Origin of the sequence: Micromonospora sp. NPDC050795, from assembly GCF_044456785.1 — a bacterium.
Taxonomy (GTDB): domain Bacteria; phylum Actinomycetota; class Actinomycetes; order Mycobacteriales; family Micromonosporaceae; genus Micromonospora.
Map to the genome: position 1 here is coordinate 100,079 of NZ_JBITGE010000007.1, position 16,642 is coordinate 116,720.

The window sequence follows — 16,642 nt, forward strand, 5'->3', positions numbered from 1 at the left end:
CCTTGACCCGAACGAGCGTGGCGGGTCGCCCTCCAGTGGGAAACAAGGGGCAACCCGGATCCCGGCCCTTGACGCGGCCCCGGGCTGCCAGGCACGCTGACACCAGCAAGACACCGCGCTTGCGACGGCCACGACGTGGGTATGACAGCGGCGGCACCATCGGCCGCTGTAACCCGAGCGGCCCAGTGGGGAGTTGCGTTCTGAGCGGCCCGGCAGACCCCGGTTGACGGGGGCCGAGGCGCGCTCCGCAAACAACCTGCGGGGTGGGCTGGACAGCGGTTAGCCTCTCGGCTACACTGCTAGTTTGCGCTGCCTTCCGACTTGACCCCTGCTCGGAAATGTCCGTTTACGGATATTTCTGGTGGGGTCATTGGAGTGCACGCGTACCAGCCGTTCTGCAGCACCGGTCCTCGGAAGGACGCATCTTGGCAGCTTCCCGCCCTGCGAAGACCAGTCGTACGTCGAGCGCATTCGCTCCCCGCCGAGTTTCATTCGGCAGGATCACCGAACACCTCGAGGTCCCCAACCTCCTTGCCATTCAGAACGAGTCCTTCGACTGGCTCGTCGGCAACGAGGCTTGGCAGGGCCGGTCGGCGGACGACCCGCACGCACGATCGGGTCTCGCGGAGATCCTTGAAGAGATCAGTCCCATTGAGGACTTCTCCGGCACCATGTCGCTTTCCTTCTCGGCGCCGCGCTTCGACGAGGTCAAGGCCTCGATCGAGGAGTGCAAGGAGAAGGACCTGACCTACTGCGCTCCGCTCTTCGTGACCGCGGAGTTCACCAACAACACCACTGGCGAGATCAAGAGCCAGACGGTGTTCATGGGTGACTTCCCGATGATGACGCCCAAGGGCACCTTCGTCATCAACGGCACCGAGCGCGTCGTGGTCAGCCAGCTCGTCCGGTCTCCGGGCGTGTACTTCGACAAGCAGCCGGACAAGACCTCCGACCGCGACCTCTCCAGCGTCAAGGTCATCCCGAGTCGGGGTGCCTGGCTGGAGTTCGACATCGATAAGCGCGACACGGTCGGTGTGCGCATCGACCGTAAGCGTCGGCAGGCCGTCACCGTCCTGCTCAAGGCCATCGGATGGTCGGCCGAGCGAATTCGTGAGAAGTTCGGCTGGTCCGAGCTGATGATGACCACGCTCGAGAAGGACCACATCGCCGGCGCCGACGAGGCTCTGCTCGACATCTACCGCAAGCTGCGCCCTGGCGAGCCGCCGACGCGCGAGAACGCCCAGACCCTGCTCGACAACCTCTTCTTCAACCCGAAGAGGTACGACGTCGCGAAGGTCGGGCGCTACAAGTTCAACAAGAAGCTGGAAGTCGACGTGCCGATCACCACCGGCACGCTGACCGAGGACGACATCGTCGCCACCGTGGAGTACCTGTGCCGGCTGCACGCCGGTGAGGACGGCTACGAGGCCGACGACATCGACCACTTCGGCAACCGGCGCCTCCGTACCGTGGGCGAGCTGATCCAGAACCAGGTTCGGGTCGGCCTGTCCCGGATGGAGCGGGTCGTCCGCGAGCGGATGACCACGCAGGACGTCGAGGCGATCACCCCGCAGACCCTGATCAACATCCGCCCGGTGGTGGCGGCGATCAAGGAGTTCTTCGGGACGTCCCAGCTGTCCCAGTTCATGGACCAGACCAACCCGCTGGCGGGCCTGACCCACCGGCGTCGGCTGAGCGCGCTCGGCCCGGGTGGTCTGTCCCGGGAGCGGGCCGGCTTCGAGGTCCGCGACGTGCACCCGTCCCACTACGGCCGGATGTGCCCGATCGAGACGCCGGAAGGCCCGAACATCGGCCTGATCGGCGCGCTGTCCACCTTCGCCCGGGTCAACCCGTTCGGCTTCATCGAGACGCCGTACCGGAAGGTCGTCGAGGGTCGGGTCACCGACCAGATCGACTACCTGACCGCGGACGAGGAGGACCGGTTCGTCAAGGCCCAGGCCAACGCGCGCCTGAAGGCTGACGGCACGTTCGCCGAGGACCGGGTGCTCTGCCGTCGTAAGGGCGGCGAGACCGAGGACGTCGTCCCCGGCGCCGTCGACTACATGGACGTCTCGCCCCGGCAGATGACCTCGGTCGCGACCGCCATGATCCCGTTCCTCGAGCACGACGACGCCAACCGGGCACTGATGGGCGCGAACATGCAGCGCCAGGCGGTGCCGCTGGTCAAGGCCGAGGCGCCGCTCGTGGGTACGGGCATGGAGTACCGGGCCGCTGTCGACGCTGGCGACGTGGTGGTCGCCGAGGTCGGCGGTGTGATCGAGGATCTCTGCGCCGACTACGTCACCATCCACCAGGATGACGGCCACCGCCGGACGTACCTGCTGCACAAGTTCCGCCGCTCCAACGCCGGCTCCTGCGTCAACCAGAAGCCGGTCGTCTTCGAGGGCGACCGCGTCGAGGCCGGTCAGGTCATCGCCGACGGTCCGTGCACCGACGAGGGCGAGATGGCACTCGGACGCAACCTGCTGGTGGCGTTCATGTGCTGGGAGGGCCACAACTACGAGGACGCGATCATCCTGTCGCAGCGCCTCGTGCAGCAGGACGTGCTCACCTCGATCCACATCGAGGAGCACGAGGTCGACGCCCGGGACACCAAGCTCGGTCCGGAGGAGATCACCCGCGACATCCCGAACGTCAGCGAGGAAATGCTCGCTGACCTCGACGAGCGCGGCATCATCCGGATCGGCGCCGAGGTCGTCCCCGGTGACATCCTGGTCGGCAAGGTCACGCCCAAGGGTGAGACCGAGCTGACCCCGGAGGAGCGTCTGCTCCGCGCGATCTTCGGTGAGAAGGCGCGTGAGGTTCGGGACACCTCGCTGAAGGTGCCGCACGGCGAGACCGGCACGGTCATCGGTGTGCGCACGTTCTCCCGCGAGGACGGCGACGAGTTGCCGCCGGGTGTCAACGAGCTGGTCCGGGTCTACGTCGCCCAGAAGCGCAAGATCCAGGACGGCGACAAGCTCGCCGGCCGGCACGGCAACAAGGGCGTCATCTCGAAGATCCTGCCGGTCGAGGACATGCCGTTCCTCGAGGACGGCACCCCGGTCGACATCGTGCTCAACCCGCTCGGTGTGCCGAGCCGGATGAACATCGGCCAGGTGCTGGAGACCCACCTCGGTTGGGTTGCCAAGACCGGTTGGAAGGTCGAGGGCGACGACGCCGAGTGGAAGCGCCAGCTCCGCTCGATCGACGCGCACGAGTCCGAGGGTGACACCAACGTGGCCACCCCGGTCTTCGACGGTGCCCGCGAGGAGGAGATCTCCGGTCTGCTCGAGTCGACCCTGCCCAACCGGGACGGCAAGCAGCTGATCGGTCGTACCGGCAAGGCGCAGCTCTTCGACGGTCGTTCCGGTGAGCCTCTGCCGGACCCGATCGCGGTCGGCTACGTCTACATCCTGAAGCTCAACCACCTGGTCGACGACAAGATCCACGCTCGCTCGACCGGCCCGTACTCGATGATCACGCAGCAGCCGCTGGGTGGTAAGGCGCAGTTCGGTGGTCAGCGTTTCGGTGAGATGGAGTGCTGGGCGATGCAGGCGTACGGCGCTGCCTACGCCCTGCAGGAGCTGCTCACGATCAAGTCCGACGACGTGCTCGGCCGAGTGAAGGTCTACGAGGCCATCGTCAAGGGCGAGAACATCCCGGAGCCGGGCATCCCGGAGTCGTTCAAGGTGCTGCTCAAGGAGCTGCAGTCGCTGTGCCTCAACGTTGAGGTGCTCTCCAGCGACGGTGTGGCCCTGGAGATGCGCGAGACCGACGACGAGGTGTTCCGGGCCGCTGAGGAGCTGGGCATCGACCTGTCCCGGCGCGAGCCGAGCTCGGTCGAAGAGGTCTGAGGTGAGCGGTCGGGGGCCGGCTCGCCGGCCCCCGACCCCACCCGAGAATTAGCAGTACAGACGACGACATAGGGGACATAGTGCTCGACGTCAACTTCTTCGACGAGCTGCGCATTGGTCTCGCCACCGCCGACGACATCCGTCAGTGGTCGCACGGCGAGGTCAAGAAGCCTGAGACGATCAACTACCGCACCCTGAAGCCGGAAAAGGACGGGCTCTTCTGCGAGAAGATCTTCGGTCCTCAGCGGGACTGGGAGTGCTACTGCGGTAAGTACAAGCGCGTTCGGTTCAAGGGCATCATCTGTGAGCGCTGCGGCGTCGAGGTGACTCGCTCCAAGGTCCGCCGTGAGCGGATGGGGCACATCGAGCTCGCCGCTCCGGTGACCCACATCTGGTACTTCAAGGGCGTTCCGAGCCGGCTGGGTTACCTGCTGGACCTCGCTCCCAAGGACCTCGAGAAGATCATCTACTTCGCCTCGTACGTCGTGACGAGCGTGGACGCGGAGTCGCGTCACCGCGACCTCTCGACGATCGAGAACGAGATCCTGGCTGAGAAGCGGCAGTCCGAGAACAGCCGCGACTCGGAGATCGAGAAGCGGGCCGCCAAGCTCGAGGCCGACCTGGCCGAGCTGGAGGCCGAGGGTGCCAAGGCGGACGTCCGGCGCAAGGTCAAGGAGGGCGGAGAGCGCGAGATGCGCCAGATCCGCGACCGGGCCCAGCGCGAGATCGACCGCCTGGACGAGGTGCTGGACACCTTCCGCAAGCTGGAGCCGAAGCAGCTGGTCACCGACGAGCTGCTCTACCGCGAGCTGCGCGACCGGTTCGGTGAGTACTTCACCGGTTCCATGGGCGCCGAGGCGATCAAGGCGCTGGTCCAGAACATGGACCTCGACGCCGAGGCCGAGAGCCTGCGGGAGACCATCCGGTCCGGCAAGGGTCAGCGGAAGATCCGGGCGCTCAAGCGACTCAAGGTCGTCGCGGCGTTCCTGAACACCCGCAACTCCCCGCTCGGCATGGTGCTGGACTGCGTCCCGGTCATCCCGCCGGACCTGCGCCCGATGGTGCAGCTCGACGGTGGCCGCTTCGCGACCTCCGACCTGAACGACCTGTACCGCCGCGTGATCAACCGGAACAACCGCCTCAAGCGGCTGATCGACCTCGGCGCGCCCGAGATCATCGTCAACAACGAGAAGCGGATGCTCCAGGAGGCCGTCGACGCGCTGTTCGACAACGGCCGTCGCGGCCGGCCGGTCACCGGCCCGGGTAACCGCCCGCTCAAGTCGCTGTCCGACATGCTCAAGGGCAAGCAGGGCCGGTTCCGCCAGAACCTGCTGGGCAAGCGCGTCGACTACTCCGGCCGTTCGGTCATCGTGGTCGGCCCGAAGCTGAAGCTGCACCAGTGCGGTCTGCCCAAGCAGATGGCGCTGGAGCTGTTCAAGCCCTTCGTGATGAAGCGGCTGGTCGACCTCAACCACGCACAGAACATCAAGTCCGCCAAGCGGATGGTCGAGCGTCAGCGCCCGGTCGTGTGGGACGTGCTGGAAGAGGTCATCGGCGAGCACCCGGTGCTGCTCAACCGGGCGCCGACCCTGCACCGCCTGGGCATCCAGGCCTTCGAGCCGCAGTTGGTCGAGGGCAAGGCGATCCAGATCCACCCGCTGGTCTGCACCGCGTTCAACGCCGACTTCGACGGTGACCAGATGGCGGTGCACGTGCCGCTGTCCGCCGAGGCTCAGGCCGAGGCACGGATCCTGATGCTGTCGTCGAACAACATCCTCAAGCCGGCCGACGGTAAGCCGGTCACCATGCCTACCCAGGACATGGTCATCGGTCTGTACCACCTCACCCACCTCACCGCCGGTGAGAAGGGCGAGGGCCGGGCGTTCAGCTCGGACGCCGAGGCGCGGATGGCCTTCGACAACGGCGAGCTGCACCTGCAGGCGCCGGTGAAGATCCGCCTGCACAACGTGATCGGGGTCGACAACGGCTCTGGTTCCGAGGCGTGGACCGCCCCGGAGGGCTGGGTCGAGGGTGACCCGCTGACCGTGGAGACCACCCTGGGTCGGGTGCTGTTCAACGAGACGCTGCCGCAGGGCTACCGCTTCGTGAACTACGAGATCCGCAAGGGTCAGCTCTCCGCGATCGTCAACGACCTCGCTGAGCGCTTCCCCAAGGTGGCGCTGGCCGCCACCCTGGACGGGCTCAAGGAGGCCGGTTTCCACTGGGCCACCTGGTCCGGCGTGACGATCGGCATGGAGGACGTCATCGCTCCGCCGCGTAAGGCGGAGATCCTGGCGCGGTACGAGAAGGACGCCGACCAGATCGACAAGCAGTACCAGCGTGGTCTGATGACCGCCGAGGAGCGTCGCGGCGAGCTCATCGAGATCTGGACCAAGGCGACCAACGAGGTCGCCAAGGAGATGGACACCGCGCTGCCGCAGGAGAACCCGCTGTGGAAGATGATCAACTCGGGTGCTCGCGGTAACCTGCTCCAGCTCCGGCAGATCGCGGCGATCCGTGGTCTGGTGGCCAACCCCAAGGGCGAGATCATCCCGCGGCCGATCAAGGCCAGCTACCGGGAGGGTCTGTCCGTGCTGGAGTACTTCATCTCCACGCACGGTGCCCGTAAGGGTCTCGCCGACACCGCGCTGCGGACCGCCGACTCGGGTTACCTGACCCGTCGTCTGGTGGACGTCTCGCAGGACGTCATCATCCGCGAAGAGGACTGCGGCACCGACCGGGCGATCCCGATGCAGATCGGCGAGAAGCTGGACGGCAAGCTCGTCGTCCACACCCACGCCGAAACCAGCGTGCACGCCCGTACGCTCGCGGACGACATCAAGGGGCCGGACGGCACCGTGGTGGCCGAGCGCGGTCAGGACATCAACTCCATCGGGGTCGACAAGATCGTCGCCGCTGGTGTGGAGACGGTCCGGGTGCGCAGCGTGCTCACCTGCGAGTCGAAGCTGGGCGTCTGCGCGGCCTGCTACGGCCGGTCGCTGCCGACCGGTAAGTCGGTCGATATCGGCGAGGCGGTCGGCATCATCGCCGCCCAGTCCATCGGTGAGCCCGGTACGCAGCTGACGATGCGTACCTTCCACACCGGTGGTGTCGCGGGTGAGGACATCACCCAGGGTCTGCCGCGTGTGCAGGAAATCTTCGAGGCTCGGGTCCCGAAGGGTAAGGCGCCCATCGCCGACACCCCCGGTCGGATCCGGATCGAGGACGGCGAGCGCTCGCGCAAGATCATCGTGGTGCCGGACGACGGCAGCGAAGAGATCGTCTACGACAAGATCTCGAAGCGCGTCAAGCTCCGTACCCACGACGGCGGTCACGTCGCGGTCGGCGAGAAGCTGACCGAGGGCACCATCGACCCGCACGAGCTGCTGCGGATCATGGGTCCGCGGGCGGTCCAGGTCCACCTGACCAGTGAGGTCCAGGAGGTCTACCGCTCGCAGGGTGTGCTCATCCACGACAAGCACATCGAGATCATCATCCGCCAGATGCTCAAGCGGGTGACGGTCATCGACTCCGGCTCGACCGAGTTCCTGCCGGGTGTGCTCGTCGACCGGGCGCTGTTCGAGTCGGAGAACCGCCGGCTCGTCTCGGAGGGCGGCGAGCCCGCCGCTGGTCGTCCGGTGCTGATGGGTATCACCAAGGCCTCGCTGGCCACCGACTCCTGGCTCTCGGCGGCCTCCTTCCAGGAGACCACCCGGGTGCTGACCGACGCTGCGATCAACTCGCGCAGCGACTCGCTGGTCGGCCTCAAGGAGAACGTGATCATCGGAAAGCTCATCCCGGCCGGTACCGGCATCAGCAAGTACCGCAACGTCCGGGTCGAGCCGACCGAGGAGGCCAAGGCCAAGGTCTACTCGATGACCGGTTACCCGGAGACCGACTACGGGTTCGGGCCGGCCAGCGGGCAGGCCGTGCCGCTGGACGACTTCGACTTCGGGTCGTACCGCTAAGCACCAGTCACACGACGAGGCCCCCGGTGGAAGCCGGGGGCCTCGTCGTGTCCGTGCCAACCCACCGCTTGCGCCGGGTTCGGCATGATGGGGGGATGACGACCGCACCCGGGCAGGTGTCCGTCGCCCAGCAGGGCGCGCGGCACCCGCTCGACCCGGACCCGGCCCGCGCCACGAAGGCACGGGCGGTCTTCGCGCTGGGCCTGCTCGGCATGCTGACCGGGCTGTTCATCGGTGGCGTGGTGCCGGCCACCGTGGCCCTGCAACTGGCCCGGCAGGCGCGCCGCGAGGCGTACGCCTCAGGGGGTTTCCTGACCGGCGGCGTCTGGCTGCGGCGGGGGGAGTGGATGGCCTGGACCGGCCTGGTGCTGGTCGCGGTCAGCGTCGTGGCCGCTGTGGTCATCGGGGTGGTCCGGTTGGCCGGCGCCCCGTTCGGCCACGACTACCCCGCGAACATGGACTGAGCCACCGGTGGCCGCGCCCGGCGCGGGCGGCGGTGCTGCCGGCGGTAGCCTGGCCGGTGTCCACCGTGTGACGGTGGCGGCCTTTCGACAGGAGGACCTCGTGACGGAACCGGCGCGGCCCCCTGCGGACGAACCGGCCGGCCCGCCGGACGTGCCGGCTCCGCCACCCGAGCCGAGCGACTGGGCGCGACCCGGCCCGAGCGACGAGACCCACCAGCCGGCGTCCACCCCGGGCGACGAGACCCACCAGCCGGCGTCCACCCCGGGCCCGCAGGCCCCTGCGGCGCCGCCTCCCGGTTGGGGTCCGAACGGCTGGGGTGCCACCGCGACGCAAGGCTCCGACCAGCCGTACCCGGTCTCCAGCGCACCGACCTCGACGCCGCAGGGCTGGGGCCCGCCCGGCTCCGGGCCGGGAGTGCCGCCCGGCTGGGGCCCGCCCACCTCCGGGCCGGGTGCGCCGCCCGGCTGGGGCCCGCCGCCGGCTGGCTCCGGAGTGCCGTACGGCTGGGGCCCGTCCTCGTCCGCACCGGGTGTGCCGGCAGGCTGGGGTCCGTACCCGTCTGCGCCGTCCGCGCCGCCCGGGTGGGGTTCGTCCCCGTCCGCACCGCCGGGGTGGGGGCCGTCCCCGTCTGGGCAGGTCGCGCCGTACGGCTGGGGACCGCCGCCGCCGGGGCACGGCCCCGGGTGGGGTGGCACGCCGGGGCGTTCCGTACCGCCGCCCACCGACGACCAACGCCGGCCGCCGAAGCGGGTGGAGGCGGTTTCGGGGACGACGTTCGGCGTCGTGCACCTGGACGTGGCACCGGTCACCTCCGGGCTGGCCATCGGGGCGCTGGTGGCGGGGATCGCCTCACTTCTGGTCTCCCTGCTGGTGATCTGCTTCGGAGTGGCTTTCAAGAACGACGGCGGGGCCTGGGCCTCCGGGGCGTTCGCGGCGCTGGGTGTGCTGGCCGGTGGGGCGGCGGTCGTCATCGGGCTGCTCGGCCGGCGACAGATCCGGCGACCGACCGCGCCCTCCGCGGTCCAGTTCACCGGTCGCGGGCTGGCGATGGCCGGGATCAGCTGCGGCGCGGCGGGGGCGCTGCTCAGCCTGCTGGGCCTGGGTCTCGCCCTGCTTCTCACCCTGACCTGAGGGTGATCACCGACAGATCCGGCACCTGACGGGGGTTTTCCGCGGAGGGCTTCCGGTCACCCCGGGGGCGATGGGTGCTTCTGCGGGGAAGCCGGTACACTTGTATTCGTAGGTGCCCATCGCGGGCGACGGGGCAGGACGAGATCCGGCCGGCTGGTGTGAGACAGTCGCCGGGCCATTCCGTTTTGACCTGGGCGGTTGTGGTAGGTACTCTTTCCCCTTGTGCCCGGGCATGCCCGGGCAACTCGTGCGTGCGCTGTTTCCGGCTTACGGACGGCGGCACGACAAGCCAAGGATCCGGAGCGGGGCGACCCGCGCGCCGGTGACAAAACCCGGTACGAACGCGAGAGCGTCGCAACGGGGCCGTGACGAGGGCGACACGCCCGACCGCGGGTGCCGGGGTCTCCGCAAGGCGACCCTGGTCGGAATGTAGGAGAGCCGGTCACCAGGCCGGCTAACGAGCAGACGGCGCGGCCGCGGATGCGGCCGAAGGGAGCGGAGAAACCCGGTGCCCACGATCCAGCAGCTGGTCCGAAAGGGCCGCCAGGCGAAGACGACCAAGACCAAGACCCCGGCGCTGAAGGGTTCCCCTCAGCGGCGCGGCGTGTGCACCCGCGTGTACACCACCACCCCGAAGAAGCCGAACTCGGCGCTGCGCAAGGTCGCTCGCGTGAAGCTCAGCAGCCAGATCGAGGTGACCGCCTACATCCCCGGCGTCGGTCACAACCTGCAGGAGCACTCGATCGTGCTCGTCCGCGGCGGCCGTGTGAAGGACCTCCCCGGCGTGCGTTACAAGATCGTTCGCGGCTCGCTGGACACCCAGGGTGTCCGCAACCGCAAGCAGGCGCGCAGCCGTTACGGCGCGAAGAAGGAGAAGAGCTGACATGCCGCGTAAGGGACCCGCTCCGCGGCGGCCACTGGTCGCTGACCCGGTGTACAACTCGCCGCTGGTCACCCAGCTGGTGAACAAGATCCTGCTCCGCGGCAAGCGCCAGCTCGCCGAGTCCATCGTGTACGCGGCCCTCGAGGGCTGCCGCGAGAAGTCCGGCACCGACCCGGTCGTCACCCTCAAGCGGGCGATGGACAACGTCAAGCCGACCCTCGAGGTGCGCAGCCGTCGTGTCGGTGGCGCCACCTACCAGGTTCCGGTCGAGGTCCGCCCCACCCGGGCGACCACCCTGGGCCTGCGCTGGCTGGTCACGTACTCCCGCGCCCGGCGCGAGAAGACCATGGTCGAGCGGCTGATGAACGAGCTGCTGGACGCGAGTAACGGCCTCGGTGCCGCCGTCAAGCGGCGCGAGGACACGCACAAGATGGCCGAGTCGAACAAGGCCTTCGCGCACTACCGCTGGTAACACCCTGGTTCCGGCGCCTCCGGGCGCCGGAACCGCCACCAGTTGTGTCGAGACGACGATAAGTAGGGATTGAAGTGGCCGCCGCAGACGCGCTCGCCAAGGTACGCAACATCGGCATCATGGCGCACATCGATGCCGGTAAGACCACGACCACCGAGCGAATCCTGTTCTACACCGGCATCACGTACAAGATCGGTGAGGTCCACGAGGGCGCTGCCGTCATGGACTGGATGGAGCAGGAGCAGGAGCGTGGTATCACCATCACCTCCGCTGCTACCAAGTGTGAGTGGAAAGACCACACGATCCAGATCATCGACACGCCCGGCCACGTCGACTTCACGGTCGAGGTCGAGCGGTCGCTGCGGGTCCTGGATGGTGCGGTAGCGGTATACGACGGTGTCGCCGGCGTGGAACCGCAGACGGAGAACGTCTGGCGGCAGGCCGACAAGTACAACGTCCCGCGTATGTGCTTCGTCAACAAGCTCGACCGCACCGGCGCCGACTTCTTCCGCTGCGTGCAGATGATGATCGACCGGTTGAACGCCACCCCGCTGGTGCTCCAGATCCCGATCGGGCTCGAGGGTGACCACATCGGTGTCGTCGACCTGATCGGCATGCGCGCGCTCACCTGGCGTGGGGAGACCCAGAAGGGTGAGGACTACGCGGTCGAGGAGATCCCGGCCGAGCTGGCCGACTCCGCTGCCGAGTGGCGCGAGAAGCTGATGGAGACCCTCGCCGACGTCGACGACGCGGTGATGGAGAAGTACCTGGAGGGCGACGAGATCTCCGTCGAGGAGATCAAGGCCGCCATCCGGCGTGCCACCATCGCCGGCAAGGCCAACCCGGTGCTCTGCGGCTCGGCGTTCAAGAACAAGGGCGTTCAGCCCATGCTCGACGCCGTTGTCGACTTCCTGCCGTCGCCGCTGGACGTTCCGGCGATCGAGGGTACGGCCACCGACGGCGAGACCCCGCTGCTGCGTAAGCCGTCCAACTCGGAGCCCTTCTCCGGCCTGGCCTTCAAGATCCAGACGGACAAGCACCTGGGCAAGCTCACCTACGTGCGGGTCTACTCCGGCACGCTCGATTCCGGTTCCCAGGTGGTCAACTCCACCAAGGACCGCAAGGAGCGCATCGGCAAGATCTACCAGATGCACGCCAACAAGCGGGAAGAGCGTCCGTCGGCGCAGGCCGGCGACATCATCGCCGTGCAGGGTCTCAAGCAGACCACCACCGGCGACACTCTCTCCGACCCGGCGAACCCGGTCATCCTGGAGTCGATGACCTTCCCGGAGCCGGTCATCTCGGTGGCGATCGAGCCGAAGACCAAGTCCGACCAGGAGAAGCTGGGCACCGCCATCCAGCGCCTGGCCGAGGAGGACCCGACCTTCCGCGTCCAGCTGGACGAGGAGACCGGTCAGACGGTCATCTCCGGCATGGGTGAGCTGCACCTGGACATCCTGGTCGACCGGATGCGCCGCGAGTTCAACGTCGAGGCCAACGTCGGCAAGCCGCAGGTGGCGTACCGCGAGACCATCCGCCGCAAGGTGGACAAGGTCGAGTACACCCACAAGAAGCAGACCGGTGGTTCCGGCCAGTACGCCCGCGTGATCGTGAGCGTCGAGCCGCTTCCGCTGGACAACGACTCGCCGACCTACGAGTTCGCCAACGCCGTCAGCGGCGGCCGCATCCCCCGGGAGTTCATCCCCTCGGTGGACGCCGGTGCGCAGGACGCGCTGCAGTACGGCATCCTGGCGGGCTTCCCGCTGGTCGGCGTGAAGCTGACCCTGCTGGACGGCCAGTACCACGAGGTCGACTCGTCGGAAATGGCATTCAAGATCGCCGGCTCGATGGTGATGAAGGACGCGGCCCGCAAGGCCGATCCGGCACTGCTCGAGCCGATGATGGCCGTTGAAGTCACCACTCCTGAGGAGAACATGGGTGACGTCATCGGTGACCTCAACTCCCGCCGCGGCATCATCCAGGCGATGGAGGAGCGCAGCGGCGCCCGCATCGTCCGGGCCCTGGTGCCGTTGTCGGAGATGTTCGGCTACGTCGGCGACCTGCGGTCGAAGACCCAGGGCCGGGCTAGCTACAGCATGCAGTTCGACTCCTACGCCGAGGTTCCGCAGAGCGTCGCGAAGGAGATCATCGCCAAGGCAACGGGCGAGTAGCGCTCTGAGCAGGTGATTCGTGGTTGGTCGCGGGAGGGTTCACCCGCCCGCGGCCACCACGATCGGATCGCGTGAGACCGGGCCTGTAGGCTTCATCGCCGCAGAACCCACAAAGGCTCTCCGGCCTTCGGGCCGGAAAGGCTGTCGACAGAGTCCTAAGCGCCGACCGGCGCGCCGGGCGTACGAACCAAGAAGTCCACAGGAGGACACCAGTGGCGAAGGCTAAGTTCGAGCGGACTAAGCCGCACGTCAACATCGGCACCATTGGTCACATCGACCACGGTAAGACGACGCTGACGGCGGCCATCACCAAGGTCCTGCACGACCAGTACCCGGACCTGAACCCCTACACGCCGTTCGACGAGATCGACAAGGCGCCGGAGGAGAAGGCCCGCGGTATCACGATCTCGATCGCGCACGTCGAGTACCAGACCGAGTCGCGGCACTACGCGCACGTCGACTGCCCTGGGCACGCCGACTACATCAAGAACATGATCACCGGTGCCGCGCAGATGGACGGCGCGATCCTGGTGGTCGCGGCGACCGACGGCCCGATGCCGCAGACCCGCGAGCACGTGCTGCTGGCCCGTCAGGTCGGTGTGCCGTACATCGTCGTGGCGCTCAACAAGAGCGACATGGTCGATGACGAGGAGCTCCTGGAGCTCGTCGAGCTCGAGGTCCGTGAGCTGCTCTCCTCGCAGGAGTACCCGGGTGACGACCTGCCGGTCGTTCGGGTTTCGGCGCTGAAGGCCCTTGAGGGTGACCCCGAGTGGACCGGCAAGCTGCTGGACCTGATGACCGCTGTCGACACCTCGATCCCGCAGCCGGAGCGCGAGGTTGACAAGCCGTTCCTGATGCCCGTTGAGGACGTCTTCACGATCACCGGTCGTGGCACCGTCGTCACCGGTCGCGTCGAGCGCGGCGTTCTCCTGCCGAACGAGGATGTCGAGCTCGTCGGTATCAAGGAGAAGAGCTTCAAGACCAAGGTCACCGCGATCGAGATGTTCCGGAAGACCCTGGACGACGCCCGCGCAGGTGAGAACGTCGGCCTGCTGCTGCGTGGTACCAAGCGCGACGAGGTCGAGCGCGGCATGGTCGTCGTGAAGCCGGGCTCGAACACCCCGCACACGGAGTTCGAGGCGACGGTCTACATCCTCTCCAAGGAGGAGGGTGGCCGTCACACCCCGTTCTTCCAGAACTACCGTCCCCAGTTCTACTTCCGGACCACGGACGTCACCGGTGTCGTCACCCTCCCCGAGGGCACCGAGATGGTCATGCCGGGTGACAACACGTCCATGTCGGTGAAGCTGATCCAGCCCATCGCCATGGAGGAGAACCTCAAGTTCGCGATCCGCGAGGGTGGCCGCACCGTCGGCGCCGGGTTCGTCACCAAGATTAACAAGTGAACTAGGTAACCCCGATTAGACCCGCCGCCGGTCGTGCGGCATACTAGTCAGGTTGCGTAACGACAGTTCGTCGCCTGTGTTCGGCTTTCGCTGAACCTCCGGGTGGCGAGGCAGTCGAGCGTAGGGTGGTTGGCGGCCCAGTCGCCAACCACCCTCGCACGGCGTTCAGGTCGCGGTAGTGCGATCGGCGCCTTGACCCCCAGTGCGGTCAGCACCACTCCGGTACGTAGGGGCGGAGCTCGGCCCGAGGGCGCGACACGCCCGACCGCGGGGGTCGGCGAAGTGGGCCTGTGCCAGCCGGTACAGGCGCCCGCAACACAGCGGCATCGAGAGAAGGAACAGAAGCCACCATGGCGGGACAGAAGATCCGCATCCGGCTCAAGGCCTATGACCACGAGGTCGTCGACTCCTCGGCTCGGAAGATCGTCGAGACGGTGACGCGCACCGGGGCGCAGGTCGCGGGCCCGGTGCCGCTGCCCACGGAGATCAACCGTTTCTGCGTTATCCGCTCGCCGCACAAGTACAAGGACTCGCGCGAGCACTTCGAGATGCGCACTCACAAGCGGCTGATCGACATCATCGACCCGACCCCGAAGACGGTCGACTCGCTCATGCGCCTCGACCTGCCGGCTGGCGTCGACATCGAGATCAAGCTGTAGGGACCGGACAAATGGACAGGCAAGTCAAGGGGATCCTGGGCGCCAAGCTCGGCATGACCCAGGTCTGGGAGAACAACCGCGTTGTTCCCGTGACCGTGGTCGAGGCCGGCCCGTGCGTCATCAGCCAGGTTCGTAGCGCCGAGAAGGACGGTTACTCCGCGGTCCAGCTCGCGTACGGCACCATCGACCCGCGCAAGGTCAAGAAGCCGGTCAGCGGGCACTACGCCAAGGCGGACGTGGCGCCGCGCCGGCACATCGTCGAGCTGCGCACCACTGACGCCGGGGAATACTCGCTCGGGCAGGAAGTCACTGTCGAGGAGTTCCCGGCCGGCGTCATCATCGACGTCACCGGCAAGACCAAGGGCAAGGGCTACGCCGGCCCGATGAAGCGGCACGGCTTCCACGGCCTGGGCGCCGGGCACGGCGTCGAGCGCAAGCACCGCTCGCCCGGCTCCATCGGCGCCTGCGCCACTCCGGGGCGTGTCTTCAAGGGCACCCGGATGGCCGGCCGTATGGGTGGCGTTCGGTACACCGTGCAGAACCTCACCGTCCAGGCGGTCGACACCGAGAACAACCTGCTGCTCGTCCGGGGTGCCATTCCTGGTCCCAAGGGCGCGCTCGTTCTGGTCCGTACCGCGGCCAAGAGCAAGGTGAAGAAGGGCGGTGCGGCCAAGTGACCACCGTTGACGTGCGCACCGTCGAAGGCACCACCAGCGGCTCCGTGGAGCTGCCGGAGGACATCTTCGACGTGCAGGCCAACGTCGCGCTGATGCACCAGGTCGTGGTGGCCCAGCTCGCGGCGGCCCGACAGGGCACGCACAAGGCCAAGACCCGCGGCGAGGTCGCCGGTGGCGGCAAGAAGCCGTACAAGCAGAAGGGCACCGGTCGCGCCCGGCAGGGCTCGATCCGCGCGCCGCAGTTCGCCGGCGGTGGCGTCGTGCACGGTCCCGTGCCGCGCGACTACAGCCAGCGGACCCCGAAGAAGATGAAGGCCGCCGCTCTGCGGGGTGCCCTCTCCGACCGGGCCCGCGCCGGGCAGGTGCACGTCGTCGAGGCGTTCGTCTCGGGCGAGAAGCCGTCGACCAAGGCGGCCCTGGCCACGCTGACCAAGCTCACCGAGGCCCGTCGGGTCCTGGTCGTGCTGAGCAGCACCGACGAGCTGAACTGGGTGTCGCTGCGCAACGAGCCGCGGGTGCACCTGATCGAGTCCGGCCAGCTGAACACGTACGACGTGCTCGTGGCCGACGACGTGGTCTTCACCAAGGACGCCCTGGACGAGTTCCTGGGCGTGCCCGCCGAGACCACCGAGGAGGGTGGCAAGTGAGCACGATCGCCGACCCGCGCGACATCATCGTGGCGCCGGTCGTCTCGGAGAAGAGCTACAGCGAGCTGAACCGGAACTGGTACACCTTCCTGGTGCACCCGGACGCGAACAAGACCGAGATCAAGATCGCTATCCAGCAGATCTTCAACGTCCGCGTCCTGACGGTCAACACGCTCAACCGCCAGGGTAAGCGCAAGCGCACCAAGACCGGCTTCGGTCAGCGCAAGGCGACCAAGCGGGCGATCGTGAAGCTGGCTGACGGTGACCGTATCGAGGCCTTCGGCGGCCCGGTCAGCTGAGGGGTGT

Annotated in this window: 12 protein-coding genes; all 12 read left to right on the forward strand. The window is 67.6% G+C overall.

The genetic code is table 11. From position 1 onward, the window contains the following. The first annotated feature begins 425 nt into the window (after positions 1 to 425). Complete coding sequence (locus ACIBEF_RS08540) at positions 426 to 3,857, forward strand: DNA-directed RNA polymerase subunit beta (protein ID WP_357126527.1); 3,432 nt, start codon at positions 426 to 428, stop codon at positions 3,855 to 3,857. 80 nt (positions 3,858 to 3,937) lie between these two features. Then, positions 3,938 to 7,825 carry a DNA-directed RNA polymerase subunit beta' gene (locus tag ACIBEF_RS08545; protein WP_396792363.1) on the forward strand — a complete coding sequence of 1,296 codons (3,888 nt, stop codon included), beginning with the start codon at positions 3,938 to 3,940 and terminating at the stop codon, positions 7,823 to 7,825. A gap of 95 nt (positions 7,826 to 7,920) precedes the next feature. Beyond that, a complete protein-coding gene (locus ACIBEF_RS08550) occupies positions 7,921 to 8,289 on the forward strand; it encodes a hypothetical protein (protein WP_396792365.1) in 369 nt (122 codons plus the stop codon). Positions 8,290 to 9,040: 751 nt separating this feature from the next. Continuing rightward, positions 9,041 to 9,421, forward strand: a complete 381-nt coding sequence (locus ACIBEF_RS08555; protein ID WP_396792463.1) for a hypothetical protein — start codon at positions 9,041 to 9,043, stop codon at positions 9,419 to 9,421. A 508-nt stretch (positions 9,422 to 9,929) separates the two neighbouring features. Further along, complete coding sequence (gene rpsL / locus ACIBEF_RS08560) at positions 9,930 to 10,304, forward strand: 30S ribosomal protein S12 (protein ID WP_007465318.1); 375 nt, start codon at positions 9,930 to 9,932, stop codon at positions 10,302 to 10,304. A gap of 1 nt (position 10,305) precedes the next feature. Beyond that, on the forward strand, positions 10,306 to 10,776 hold the full coding sequence (gene rpsG / locus ACIBEF_RS08565; RefSeq protein WP_007465317.1) for a 30S ribosomal protein S7: 471 nt from the start codon (positions 10,306 to 10,308) through the stop codon (positions 10,774 to 10,776). 74 nt (positions 10,777 to 10,850) lie between these two features. After that, entirely contained in the window at positions 10,851 to 12,947 is a 2,097-nt protein-coding gene (gene fusA / locus ACIBEF_RS08570) for an elongation factor G (protein WP_308193421.1), read from the forward strand. A 212-nt stretch (positions 12,948 to 13,159) separates the two neighbouring features. Further along, positions 13,160 to 14,353, forward strand: a complete 1,194-nt coding sequence (gene tuf, locus ACIBEF_RS08575) for an elongation factor Tu (RefSeq protein ID WP_030489585.1) — start codon at positions 13,160 to 13,162, stop codon at positions 14,351 to 14,353. Between the two features lie 350 nt (positions 14,354 to 14,703). Beyond that, positions 14,704 to 15,012 carry a 30S ribosomal protein S10 gene (gene rpsJ / locus ACIBEF_RS08580; protein WP_007073037.1) on the forward strand — a complete coding sequence of 103 codons (309 nt, stop codon included), beginning with the start codon at positions 14,704 to 14,706 and terminating at the stop codon, positions 15,010 to 15,012. An 11-nt stretch (positions 15,013 to 15,023) separates the two neighbouring features. Next, positions 15,024 to 15,689: a 50S ribosomal protein L3 gene (rplC, locus tag ACIBEF_RS08585; RefSeq protein ID WP_357206399.1), complete on the forward strand. Its 666-nt coding sequence runs from the start codon at positions 15,024 to 15,026 to the stop codon at positions 15,687 to 15,689. Next, positions 15,686 to 16,336, forward strand: coding sequence for a 50S ribosomal protein L4 (gene rplD, locus ACIBEF_RS08590; protein WP_030489587.1), 651 nt, complete (start codon positions 15,686 to 15,688; stop codon positions 16,334 to 16,336). Before rplC ends, rplD begins: the two co-directional genes overlap by 4 nt. Then, on the forward strand, positions 16,333 to 16,635 hold the full coding sequence (gene rplW / locus ACIBEF_RS08595) for a 50S ribosomal protein L23 (protein ID WP_007465304.1): 303 nt from the start codon (positions 16,333 to 16,335) through the stop codon (positions 16,633 to 16,635). The genes rplD and rplW overlap by 4 nt, the downstream gene beginning before the upstream one ends. Positions 16,636 to 16,642: the final 7 nt, after the last annotated feature.

Bases quoted from the DNA above. Each gene is read 5' to 3' on its own strand.
- ACIBEF_RS08550 (WP_396792365.1), top strand. From the start codon at position 7,921: ATGACGACCGCACCCGGGCAGGTGTCCGTCGCCCAGCAGGGCGCGCGG.
- rpsG (WP_007465317.1), top strand. From the start codon at position 10,306: ATGCCGCGTAAGGGACCCGCTCCGCGGCGGCCACTGGTCGCTGACCCG.
- rpsJ (WP_007073037.1), top strand. From the start codon at position 14,704: ATGGCGGGACAGAAGATCCGCATCCGGCTCAAGGCCTATGACCACGAG.
- rplC (WP_357206399.1), top strand. From the start codon at position 15,024: ATGGACAGGCAAGTCAAGGGGATCCTGGGCGCCAAGCTCGGCATGACC.